Source organism: Kitasatospora sp. NPDC002551, from assembly GCF_040296005.1.
Lineage (GTDB): Bacteria > Actinomycetota > Actinomycetes > Streptomycetales > Streptomycetaceae > Kitasatospora.
On sequence record NZ_JBEOWI010000004.1, the window covers coordinates 254,404 to 265,682 of the forward strand.

At 74.2% G+C, this 11,279-nt stretch carries 8 protein-coding genes and 1 pseudogene; 5 read left to right on the forward strand and 4 right to left on the reverse strand.

What is annotated here, in order from left to right:
- The 3 genes and pseudogenes from ABT093_RS06690 to ABT093_RS06700 all read right to left on the reverse strand — a co-directional run.
- Positions 1–1,678: pseudogene (locus tag ABT093_RS06690) on the reverse strand (hypothetical protein); the annotation flags it as partial.
- 313 nt (positions 1,679–1,991) lie between these two features.
- On the reverse strand, positions 1,992–3,446 hold the full coding sequence (locus ABT093_RS06695; RefSeq protein WP_350561162.1) for a lipase maturation factor family protein: 1,455 nt from the start codon (positions 3,444–3,446) through the stop codon (positions 1,992–1,994).
- Between the two features lie 332 nt (positions 3,447–3,778).
- Positions 3,779–4,843, reverse strand: coding sequence for a GAF domain-containing protein (locus tag ABT093_RS06700; protein ID WP_350561086.1), 1,065 nt, complete (start codon positions 4,841–4,843; stop codon positions 3,779–3,781).
- Between the two features lie 502 nt (positions 4,844–5,345).
- On the opposite strand from ABT093_RS06700, the gene ABT093_RS06705 reads away from it, so the two are divergent.
- The 5 genes from ABT093_RS06705 to ABT093_RS06725 all read left to right on the forward strand — a co-directional run bounded on the left by ABT093_RS06705 (position 5,346) and on the right by ABT093_RS06725 (position 10,689).
- Complete coding sequence (locus ABT093_RS06705) at positions 5,346–6,617, forward strand: acyl-CoA dehydrogenase family protein (RefSeq protein WP_350561164.1); 1,272 nt, start codon at positions 5,346–5,348, stop codon at positions 6,615–6,617.
- Between the two features lie 437 nt (positions 6,618–7,054).
- Positions 7,055–9,232, forward strand: a complete 2,178-nt coding sequence (locus tag ABT093_RS06710; protein WP_350561088.1) for a sensor histidine kinase — start codon at positions 7,055–7,057, stop codon at positions 9,230–9,232.
- The gene (locus ABT093_RS06715) at positions 9,232–9,663 is read left to right on the forward strand and encodes a roadblock/LC7 domain-containing protein (RefSeq protein WP_350561090.1); all 432 of its coding nucleotides are present in this window, start codon (positions 9,232–9,234) and stop codon (positions 9,661–9,663) included. Before ABT093_RS06710 ends, ABT093_RS06715 begins: the two co-directional genes overlap by 1 nt.
- Positions 9,660–10,040: a DUF742 domain-containing protein gene (locus ABT093_RS06720; protein WP_350561092.1), complete on the forward strand. Its 381-nt coding sequence runs from the start codon at positions 9,660–9,662 to the stop codon at positions 10,038–10,040. Before ABT093_RS06715 ends, ABT093_RS06720 begins: the two co-directional genes overlap by 4 nt.
- A 76-nt stretch (positions 10,041–10,116) precedes the next feature.
- On the forward strand, positions 10,117–10,689 hold the full coding sequence (locus ABT093_RS06725; RefSeq protein WP_350561094.1) for a GTP-binding protein: 573 nt from the start codon (positions 10,117–10,119) through the stop codon (positions 10,687–10,689).
- A 15-nt stretch (positions 10,690–10,704) separates the two neighbouring features.
- Here ABT093_RS06725 and ABT093_RS06730 read toward each other — a convergent pair whose 3' ends face one another.
- The gene (locus tag ABT093_RS06730; RefSeq protein ID WP_350561096.1) at positions 10,705–11,172 is read right to left on the reverse strand and encodes a MarR family winged helix-turn-helix transcriptional regulator; all 468 of its coding nucleotides are present in this window, start codon (positions 11,170–11,172) and stop codon (positions 10,705–10,707) included.
- Between the last annotated feature and the right edge of the window lie 107 nt (positions 11,173–11,279).

Sequence of the window (11,279 nt, forward strand, 5' to 3'; positions counted from 1 at the left end):
CCTCGTCGGCCGCAGCCTCAACGGCCGACTCAGCCTCAACCGGCGCTTCCTCGACAACCTCGGTGACCGCCTCAACCTCAACCGGCGTCTCCACGACCGGCTCGGCCACCTCGACCACGGTCTCCGCAACCGGCTCGGCCTCGACCGACACCTCGGCCACCGGCTCAGCCACGGTCTCGGCCGCGACGTCCGCCGCAGGCTCGGACACCGGCTCGGCCGGGGCCTCGGTGACCGCCTCAGCCTCGACAGCGGCCTCCTCGACCGGAGCCACCGCAACGGCCTCCGGCTCGGACGCCTCCTCCACCACGGTCTCCGCAACCGGCTCGGTGTCGGGGGTGGCGGGGTCGATGGTCTCGGCGTCGGGGGCGGAGGGCTGGGCCGGCGGGGCGGTGGTGACGCCGACCAGGTCGTCGGCGGCCGGGGAGGGGGCGGGGAGGGTGACGGTGAGCGGCTGCTCGTCGACCGGAGCCTCCGCCGCCTCCTCTGCCGTCGCCTCCGCGTCCGCCGCCTCGGGCTCGGCCGCGGCCTCGGCCGTAACCTCGGCCGTAACCTCGGCCGTAACCTCGGCCGTAGCCTCGACGGCGGCCGCTTCGGTGTCCTCGGCGGTGGCCGCCTCCTCCGCCTCCGGCGTCAGGCCGTCGCGCTGGCCGCCCGCCAGGGCCTGGCGGGCGGCGTAGGCGGCCTCGGCGGCGCGGCGGTCGGCGCGGGTGGCGGCGAGTTCGGTGAGCAGGTCGGCGAGGCCGGCCTCCTCCAGGCCGGTGCGCAGGCCGCGGATGGTGGGCAGGCGGTAGAGGGTGCCCTCGTCGGCGGCGAGGCGGTCGACCAGGTCGACGAGGTCCGGGAAGGACAGCGCGTCGAGGTCCTGGCCGGGCAGCAGCCGGGCGAGCTCGCGCACGCCGGTGCCGATGGCCTCGAAGGTCTGCGCCGTACGGTCGGCCAGGGCGGCGTCCGACGGCGCGGTGGGCAGGGTGCCGACGGGGGCCAGGGCGGCCCAGGCGCGGCGCTCGACCTCGGCGGAGGCCAGCGCCTCGTGCAGGTCCTGCGTCCGGGGGCGGCCGGTCCCGGTGGCGGCGAGGGCGGCGGCCTGCTTGCGCAGCGAGCGGCCACGCAGCCAGGAGAGCTTGACGCCGCGCTCGCGCCGCCAGGTCCGGTCCGCGGTGGCGGCGACCAGCGATTCGAGGTCGGTGTCGTACGCGGCGGGGAGGAGGACGGCCGAGGTGCGGCGGACGAGCTGCAGCATCTCGACGAGCACCGCGGTCTTGCCGACGGTGTCCGGCGCGTCGAGCTTGACGTCGGCGGCGAGCGCGGTGACGTCGTCCCAGACCTGCTGGAGGTCGTGGCCGCGCAGTTCGGCGAGGACGGTGGACGCGGCGCGGGCGTCCTCGGGAGTGGCGACGGTGTCGACGGCCGCGTACCAGGGGTGCGCCTCGGCGGTGAGCGTGAACGCGCCCAGCTCGGCGTAGCGGCCGAGGTCCTCGCGCGGGTCGGTGCCGGCCGTGGCCGCACCGGCCTCGACGCCCGCGGTGTCGGTCGTGTCGGTCGTGTCCGTGCTGTCCGTCGTGTCCATGGTGTCGGCGGTGTCCGTGGCGGCCTTCGTGTCCGTGGTGTCCTTGACGTCTGCGTCTGCGGAGCCGGCTGCGTCGGCCGCGTCGGCGTTGCGGGAGTGAAGCACTGTCATGTGAGGTCCGGTTCTGGGCGGCTGCGGCGGGGGCGTGGACGGGCGGCGAGGGGGCGGCGGTCCGGGTGCGCGGTGGGCCTCGGAGCGAGGGGCCGGGGGGCGCGCGGTCGGGCTACCGGTCGGAGGCCAAGAATACGGGTGCCCGTTCGAGCCATGCACGCACCCACCGCCCCTCGGGCGGGTGTGGCGTGCCATACCGCCCGGCCGGACGCCACCCGGGAGGGCCGGTCGGGTGGTCGCCCGTGCCCCGGAGTCCGCCCCCCGCCCGGCCCCCGCCCGGCCCCCGTCGGGGCCCGGCGCGCCCGCCGTCCGCCTACCGCGCGGACGGCGGGCGGTGGCCGGCCCGGGCGAGCGCGGCGAGGTCGACCGGCGCGAGGTACTCGTGGAGCGCCGTGCGGTGCCACCACGCGCCGGTCTGCCGCAGTTCGCGCCAATCGGTGAACCGGTAGAGGTGGAGGGTCGCCCGGACGTGGGTCGGCGGAGCGTCCGGAAAGGGGTTGTGGCGCAGCAGCCGCAGCGTGTCCGGGTCGTTGACCAGCAGGCGGACGGCGAACGGCAGGAACCACGGCCGGGCGTAGCCGGGCGAGATGCCGGCGAACCACATCAGCCAGTCGAGCCGCAGGTGGTAGGGGGCGTACTGGCGCGGGACGCGGCGGACGTCGCCGGGCTTGCCCTTGAAGCCGTACTCCTTCCACACGGTGTGCCGGGTCACCACCGGGTCGTCGGTGCCCTCGACGACGACCTCCTGCCGGATCCGGTTGACGCTGCCGAACGCGCCGTAGGTGTTGACCAGGTGGAGGCGGTTGAAGGAGCGGTTCATCACCTGACGGCGGGAGACCATGTTGCGGACCGGCCAGTAGCTGAGGACGAGGACGGCGGCGGCGAGGGCGAGCGCGAGGGCCTCGAACCAGACGGGCGCGCCGCCGTACGCGCGCGGGTGGACGGGCAGGCCAAGGCGGGCGGGGTCGACGGCGGCGAGGGCGAGCGTGATGGTGAGCCAGTTGAGCCAGGCGAAGTTACCGGAGGCGACCAGCCACAGCTGGGTGGCGACGACGACGCAGGCGGCGTAGGTGGCGACCGGCTGCGGAAGGAGCAGGCCGACGGGGACGACGAGTTGGGTGACGTGGTTGGCCGCCGCCTCGACGCGGTGCAGCGGGTCGGGCAGGTGGTGGAAGAACCAGCTGAGCGGTCCGGGCATGGGCTGGGTCTCGTGATGGAAGCGCAGGCACGTGAGGTCGCGCCAGCAGCTGTCGCCGCGCAGTTTGATCAGCCCGGCGCCGAACTCGACCCGGAAGACCAGCCAGCGCAGCAGCCACAGCACGGGGGCGGGCGGGGCGGTGTCGGCGTTGCCGAGGAAGACGGCCAGGAAGCCCGCCTCCAGCAGCAGGGACTCCCAGCCGAACGAGTACCAGGTCTGGCCGACGTTGACGATCGAGAGGTAGAGGGCCCACAGCGCCGCCCAGCAGAGCATCGAGGTCCACAGCGGGACGAGGTCGCCGAGGCCGGCGACGAGGGCGGCGGAGAGGGCGGCGCCGCTCCAGGCGACGGCGGCGAAGAAGCGGTCGCTGTAGTGGAGGTGGAAGAGACCGGGCGCGTGCCGGAACGGGATCCGGGCGGTGAAGCGGGGGACGGGGAGCATGCCGCGGCTGCCGATGAGGGCGCGGAACTGGAGCGCGGCGGCCAGGAAGCCGGTGAGGTAGAGGGCGGCCAGCATCCGTTGCACGAGCAGTCTGCTGAGCCAGTACTCGGGGGCGGCGAACCACTGCATGCGGCCCATGCCTACCACCCGGCGGCCGCCGCGCGGGGGCACGCGGCGGGGCGGGCGGGCGGCGGTTCACCCGGTCGGCGGTTCACCCGGACGACGCGCGGCCGCAGGGCGGTTCACCCGGACGGCCGTTCATCCGGACGGCGTGCGACCGCCCGGCGTTCATCGGGACGGCACCGTGGCGGGGGGCCTCTCCTCGGGGGTGAGAGGCGCCCCGCCGCGGCGGACGCGGCGAAGCCGGGCGGACGGCCGGCGTGGTGCCCTGGTGGTGCGGGAAGGTGCGGGACGGTACTCGACGGTGCGGCCGCGGACGGGAGGATCCGGGCCTTCGCCGTTCAGGCCGGCAGGATGAGCCCGGTCTCGCCCGCGGCGCCGCCCGGGCGGTTGACGGGGGCGGTGCCGCTCTGCTGGAGGCGGTCGACCAGGAGCGCGGCCAGGGTGCCGAGTTCCTCCTCGGTGCGGGACTGCGCCGTGACGTCCATGCCGACCGTCAGCACGCCGCTGACCTGACCGGTGCGCACGGCGCGCAGCGGGCTGCAGGTGAAGCTGAAGACCTGCTGGCCGCGCTGGGCGTCGGGGCGCAGGGCCTGGATGCGCACGTCGTTGAGGACGGTGGCGCGGCCGGTGCGGTAGGCCTCGGAGACCGCCTGCTGGAGGCCGGCGGCGCCGAGCTGGGGGTAGGCCTGGCCGATGTTGCCGTACGCCGCCGGGGCGCCGAAGACATCGGCGTGCTGGGCGTTGGCGTAGCGGATCTCCTGGCCGGCGCCGTCGGTGAGCATGATCGGGAAGGGCGAGCCGTCGAAGGCGGCGAACATCTCCTGCTGCTGGGCGAGCAGGTTGTCGCGCAGCCGGATCTCGGAGAGCAGGGCCTCGGCGAGGTGCTGGATGTCGCGCAGGCGCTCGCGGCCCCACTGGCGGGGTTCGCGGTCGAGGACGCAGACGGTGCCGATGACGGTGTTGGTGTCGTCGACGAGCGGGGCGCCGAGGTAGGCGCGCACGCCCAGTTCGTCGACGACCGGGTTCCCGGCGAACCGGGGGTAGGCGAGGATGTCGTCCAGGGCGAGGGGGGAGCGCTGGGCGACGACGTGGGGGCAGAAGCCGTGACTCAGCGGCATCTGCCGGGTCGGAAGGTCGAAGGCGATGCCGCGGTCGGCCCAGGAGGAGCCTTCGTCGGCCGGAATGTCGCGGGAGGTTGGCGGAATGTAGAGCCCCCGGAACATCTGGCGCTCGTCGTTGATGAAGTTGACCATCGCGATGGGGGCGCGGGTGATGCTGGCGGCCAGGTGGGCGAAGCGGTCGAAGGCCTCGTCCGCGGTGGGTTCGTCGAGACCCAGGCTGCGGAGCCTGCGGGTCCGATCCGACTCCCCGGCGGCACCCGGGAACTGGCCTTGAGTGCTCATCACATCAGTCATGGCGCACATGTAATCAGACATCCGGCGGCTTCGGCGCTCTCGGCCCGCGCCGTCCCACTTGCTGATGCTCCGTCAAAGCCGCGTGTCGGACAAGGAGAAGACGGGTGGGCCTCGGCCCGGGAACGAGGAGGGAACCGGAAGCGGAACCGCCGGATTCATCCGCCCCGGGCAACGGGGGGAGCATGTATCCCCGCCGTCCGGAGTTTTAATCCTCCACCGCCCCCGAACGACCTGATCGCGCCAATCCAAGATCCTCCGTAGAGGGCTTCGGGTGCGCATATGACAATGAGCCCTGCCGAAAATCGGCGGTCCCCAGGGGCAGCGTGGGCCACCGCCGGCACTTCCGCACGCACCGGCTGCACCGGCTGCACCGGGGCATCCGGCCGCCACCGTCACATCCCCCACGCCCTCGGCGGCCGACGCGGATCGGCTGCACGGACGGAGGCACATCCACCGAACGAACAGAACCCGAGAGGACCGGGGCATGGCGATGGACTACTTCACCGACGAACGACACGAGAGCCTCCGTGCGGAGGTGCGCGAGTTCGCGGAGAAGGAAGTGCGCCCGCAGGTGGCCAGAATGGAGGCCGAGCGCCAGGTCGAGTTCGCACTCGCGCGGGAGATCTCCCGCCGGGGCTGGATCGGAGTCACCATCCCGCGGGAGTTCGGCGGGCTCGGTCTGGGGCATCTCGCCAAGACCGTCATCGTGGAGGAGCTGTCACGGGTCAGCGGCGCCATGGGGGCGATGGCGCAGGCCTCGCAGCTCGGCGTCGCCAAGGTCATCCACTTCGGCGACGACGCCCAACGCCGGTACTGGCTGCCGAGGTTCGCCTCCGGGGCGGCGCTGCCCACCATCGCCGTCACCGAACCGGAGTCCGGCGGCCATGTGCTCGGCATGAGCGGCACCGCCCGGCGCGAGGGCGACGAGTACGTGCTCAACGGCCGCAAGTGGTTCGTGGGGAACTCGCACATCGGCGACGTGCACGGCGTGGTGCTGCGCACCGGCCAGGGCAGCCGGGGGCTCTCCGCGTTCCTGGTGGAGAGCGACCGGCCCGGGTTCCGCACCGGGGCGCTCGGCTCGCAGAGCGGGCTGCACGGCTTCAGCTTCGGCGAGCTCGTCTTCGAGGACTGCCGGATCCCGGCCACCAACCGGGTCGGCCGGGAGGGACAGGGGCTGGACGTGGCCTACTCCTCCTCGACGCTGTACGGGCGGCTGAACCTGGCGGCGGTCGCCCTCGGCATCCACGTGGCGATCGTCGAGGACACCGTGCGGTTCGCCGAGACGCGCGTGCTCTACGGCAAACCGCTGGCCCAACTGCCCAACATCGCACTGAAGCTGGGCGAGATGCAGTCGCGGCTGATGACCGCCAAGCTGGCCGCGTACCACGCCTCGCACCTGCTCGACCACGGCAAGGCCTGCGACGCCGAACTGATGAACGCCAAGCTGATCAACACCGAGTACGCGCTGGACTCGGCGCGCAACGCGATGGAGATCCACGCCGCCCGCGGGCTGCAGGCGGAGTTCCACATCGAGCGCTACCTGCGCGACGCCACCCACACCTACCCGCCGGCCGGCACCTCGGACATCCAGCGGCTGCGGCTCGGCCAGGTGGCCTCGGGCACCTACGGCAAGCAGTGGTCGGCCGAACTGGCGGACCTGGCCGGCTGGGCGTGGAGCGAGGCGGCCGAGCGCGAGGCGCGCGCGGAGGCGGAGGTCCAGCCCGGTGCGGCGGCGGTGCTGCGGATGCCGCTGGCGGGGTGACCGCGCGGGCCGGAACGGCGGGCACGGCGGGCGCGGCGGGCAGAGCGGGAACCGCCGGCGCGGTCGGCACGGCCGTCCACCCTACCCCGCCTTGACCTGTCCCTGACGGCTTTCCGGCGACCGCACCCCGGCCGCCGGAAAGCCGCCCACCGCTCCCCCGGAGCTTCGCTGACCAGTGCGAATACCCGGCCAAAGGATCGTCAAGCGATCCGACGCGCTGTCATCAACCGTTCACATATGGTCAGTTGATGTTGCCCGAAAGGCACCCGGGGCTGGTAGCGTGCCTGCAGTCGGCGGCCGTGCTGCTTGTGTCCGGACGGTGACCCCACGGGTCACCACATCCGGCAACCCTCCGGGCACCTCCGGCCGTGGCGCCCAGCGGTCCCGGTCGGACCGCACACGGACACCCGCCGTTCGGCCCTGCTACAAGGAATCAGATGCCAGGCATATCGGCCCCCCGGACGGGCCACCGCGCCGGCCGGTCCGGCTCCCTACGCAGCTCGCTCCTCGCCCTCGTGCTGATCCCCTGCCTCGGCCTCGCCGCGGCCTGGGGCTACGCCGTCTACCTGCTGCGCGACGCCGGAGAGCGCACCGCCCTGCTGGCCGGCAGCGCGGTCGTCGGCGCCGTCCTGCTCGGCAGCCTGGCACGCGGACTGCGCGTCGCCCGCACCCTGCCGGCCCGGATCACCGCGTTGCACACCGACGCCCTGGCGCTCGCCCAGCACGAGATCCCGCAGGTCGTCGGCCGCCTGCGGGCCGGCGAGTCCGTCCCGACGCCGCCCGCCCGGCCCCCGTCCCGGCGGGCCGGCGACGAGCTCCAGCAGGCCGCCGACGGCCTCGCCACCGTCCGGCAGGCCGCCGTCGCCGCCATCGTCCACCAGGCCCAGGGGCGCGAGGGGACGAAGAAGGTCTTCCTCAACATCGCGCGCCGCACGCAGATCCTGATCCATCGTCAGATCAGCATGCTGGACGCGCTGGAGCGCGAGCACGAGGAACCGGAGCTGCTGCGCGAGCTGTTCGCCGTCGACCACCTGGCCACCCGGATGCGGCGCAACGCGGAGAACCTGGTCATCCTCGGCGGTGCGCTGCCCGCCCGGCGCTGGCGCAACGCCGTGCCCATGGTCAACGTGCTGCGCAGCGCCGTGTCCGAGACCGAGAACTACTCCCGGGTCGTGGTCCAGGGCGTGCCGCGCACCTCGCTCAGCGGCCAGGCGGTCGCCGACGTGATCCACCTCGTCGCCGAGCTGATCGAGAACGGCACCACCTTCTCCCCGCCCTACACCCAGGTGCAGGTCTCGGCGCAGGAGGTGCCGAAGGGCCTGGTGGTGGAGGTCGAGGACCGCGGTCTCGGCATGGTCGAGGAGGAGTACCAGCGGCTCAACGACTACCTGGCCAACCCGCCCGAGCTGGACGTCTCCGCGCTCGGCGACGACCTGCGGCTCGGGCTCTTCGTGGTCGCCCGGCTGGCCGCCCGGCACGACGTGCAGGTCACCCTGCGGCCGTCCCCCTACGGCGGGACCCGGGCCGTGGTGCTGGTGCCGTCGGCGCTGCTGCACCAGGCCGAGGCGCCGTCCGCCGTCACCGGTCTGCCGGCGGGGGCCCGGGTCACCCGGTCCCCGGCGCCCGACCTGCGGCCGGCCGCGGGGGCGCTCCCGGGCGCGGATGTCGGCGCGGACGCCGGTGGCGAGGCGGGTGCGGACACCGGCGCGGGCGCGGACGTCAGCGCGGGTGGCGGGATCGGCTTCGGTTTCGGCGACGGCCTCGGCGTCGGTGGCGGGGTCGGTGCTGATGGCGGGGTCGGTGCCGGTGGCGGGGTCGGTGCCGGTGTCGGCGGGAACGGCCAGGACCTGTCGGGGGCGCTCGCCGGGGTCCTCGACGGATTGCTGGGCCACGGGCCGGTGGCCGGGCACGGTCCGGGGGCCGGAGCGGATGCCGAGGCGGAGTTCGAGGCGGATGCCGCCACGGGCGGCGTGCCGGACGGCGCACCGGTCGGCGACGGGGGTGTGGTGATCGGCGAGCTGCTCGCCCACTACCCCGGGGGCGGTGCCCCGCCGGCCCCGGGCGATCCGACGGTCAACGGCGGCCTGCCGGTGGGCTCCTCGATCCCCGGGCTGCCGGGCGCGGTGGTCGTGCCCCGGCCCAGCCGGCCCCAGCCGTACCAGGACCCGACGGGCGGGCCCGGCGCGGACGTGTTCGGCTCCGAGGCGTTCGGCTCCGACGTGTACGGCACCGACGCGTACGGCTCCGGTTCCGAGACGCGGGAAGGCGGCGACGGGCCGCCGGCCGTGTCCGCGGCGCCCACGCACCAGCGCCCCGAGGAGGTCCGCGCGGAGTACGGGCCCGAGGGCGAGCTGCGCACACCGCGCGTCCTGCCCCGGCGGGTCCGCAACGCCAGCCTCGCCGAACAGCTGCGCGAGGCCCACGCGCCCCTCACCGCCCCGTACGGGCCGCCCCCGCCCCACGGCGGGCCGCCCGGCCCCTCCGCCCGGCCCGCCGACGACCCCTCGCCGCAGCGTTCGCGGGCCACCATGGCCGCCATCCAGCACGGCACCCGCACCGCCCGTGCCGCCACCCCACACCCGGACGTGCCTCCCCCAGCTAAGGAACAGCAGTGATGACGCAGCACACCGAGACCGAGCGCGACCTCAACTGGCTGCTGGACCAGCTGGTGGCCCGGGTCCCGGAGACCCGGCACGCCATCGTCCTGTCCGAGGACGGTCTGCTGGTCGGGCTCTCCCAGGGACTCGACCGGGCCGACGCCGAGCACCTGTCGGCCATCGCGTCCGGCCTGCAGAGCCTCGCCCGCGGCGCCGGCCAGCGGTTCGGCGGTGGGCGGGTGCGGCAGACCGTGATCGAGATGGACCAGCTGTTCCTCTTCGTCACCACCGCGGGCCAGGGCGCCCGGCTCGCCGTGCTCACCAGCGAGGCGGTCGACGCCGGACTGATGGCCTACGAGATCAACATGCTGGTCAAGCAGGTCGGCCAGTACCTCACCGCAGCGCCGCGCAGCGACGCAGGCCAACCGGATGCGGGTGGCGGTGCGTGACCGTCGACGCCGCCGAGGCCTGGTTCTTCGACAAGGAGGCCGGCCACCTGGTCCGCCCCTACGCCATCACCAACGGGCGCACCGGTCCGGTCCGTGAGGGCTTCGCGCTGATCACCCTGGTGGTCACCGCGGACCCCCTCGCGGACACCAGCCGGATGACGCCCGAACCGGCCGCGATCCTGGACCTCTGCCGTGAGCGGCCGCTCGCGGTCGCCGAGATCGCGGCCGTCCTGGACCTCCCGGTGAGCGTGGTCAAGGTGCTGCTGGACGACCTCGCGGAGGCCCGGATGATCCTCACCCGGGCGCCCGTCGAGCTCGCCGAGGCACCGGACATCGCGTTGATCCAGGCCGTGATCGAGGGCGTCCGCCGGCTCTGACCGGTGGTCCGCCGCTCCGGCCGCTCGTCCGCCCCGCCTCCCACCTCTCCCCCGTTCCCCTTCCAGGAGATCCGACGTGACGACCCAGAGCCTGGTGCCGGGCGCGGTCAAGATCCTCGTCGCCGGCGGCTTCGGCGTCGGCAAGACCACCATGGTCGGCTCGGTCAGCGAGATCGAACCGCTGCAGACCGAGGAGCGGATGACCCGCGCCAGCATCGGGATCGACAGCCTCGACGGCGTCCAGGACAAGGCGACGACCACCGTCGCGATGGACTTCGGGCGGATCACCGTCCGCGAGGACCTGGTGCTCTACCTGTTCGGCACGCCGGGCCAGTTCCGCTTCTGGTTCATGTGGGACGACCTGGCGCTCGGCGCGCTCGGCGCCATCGTGCTGGCCGACACCCGGCGGCTGGAGTCCAGCTTCGCCGCCGTCGACTTCTTCGAGCAGCGCGGCATCCCCTTCGCCGTCGGCGTCAACTGCTTCTACGGGCGCCGTGAGTGCGCCCCCGAGGACGTCCGCCGCGCGCTGGACCTCGACCCGGACGTGCCCGTGCTGCTCTGCGACGTCCGGGAGCGCGCGTCCAGCAAGGAACTGCTGCTCGCCCTCCTCGACCGGGTCCACCGGAACGCGCTCGCCGCGCACCGGTGAGGCCCGGCCGGGGCGTCAGGCCTTGGCCTGGGCCGCCGGGATCAGCTCCAGGTCGTGCAGGGCCCGGACCAGCGGCGCCAGTTCGGGGAGGTCGGCGGCCTCGGTGAGCGTCGCCTCCAGGGTCGCGTCGTGCAACGGGCGGGCCGCCGCGAGCAGTTCGCGCCCCTGCGGGGTCAGCTCGGTGTAGATGCCGCGCCGGTCGTCCGCGCAGAGGTAGCGGCTGAGCAGCCCGCGGTCCTCCAGCCGGCTCACCAGCCGGGTGGTCGCGCTGCTGCTCAGCGCCGCCGCGCGGGCCAGCTGCTGCATCCGCATGTGCCAGCCGTCCTGCCGCGACAGCGCCTCCAGCACCGTGTACTCGACCACCGACAGCCGGTGCTCCGCCTGCAGCGCCTTCTCCAGCGCCGAGTCGATCAGCCCGTGCAGTGCGGCGAGCGTCCGCCAGCCGCCGGCGCGGATCTCGGCGGCGTCGTCCTGGATCCCCATGGCTCGCCCCTCTCTGCTCGGGTCCTGCTCTGGTCGTGCTCGGTGTGCTCGGGTGTGCTTGCGGGGGAAACGCCCTCCCCCGCCCAATTATGCCATTCTGCGCGGCT

Bases quoted from the DNA above. Each gene is read 5' to 3' on its own strand.
- ABT093_RS06715 (WP_350561090.1), top strand. From the start codon at position 9,232: ATGACGCAGCACACCGAGACCGAGCGCGACCTCAACTGGCTGCTGGAC.
- ABT093_RS06695 (WP_350561162.1), bottom strand. From the start codon at position 3,446: ATGCAGTGGTTCGCCGCCCCCGAGTACTGGCTCAGCAGACTGCTCGTG.
- ABT093_RS06710 (WP_350561088.1), top strand. From the start codon at position 7,055: ATGCCAGGCATATCGGCCCCCCGGACGGGCCACCGCGCCGGCCGGTCC.
- ABT093_RS06730 (WP_350561096.1), bottom strand. From the start codon at position 11,172: ATGGGGATCCAGGACGACGCCGCCGAGATCCGCGCCGGCGGCTGGCGG.
- ABT093_RS06705 (WP_350561164.1), top strand. From the start codon at position 5,346: ATGGACTACTTCACCGACGAACGACACGAGAGCCTCCGTGCGGAGGTG.
- ABT093_RS06700 (WP_350561086.1), bottom strand. From the start codon at position 4,843: ATGAGCACTCAAGGCCAGTTCCCGGGTGCCGCCGGGGAGTCGGATCGG.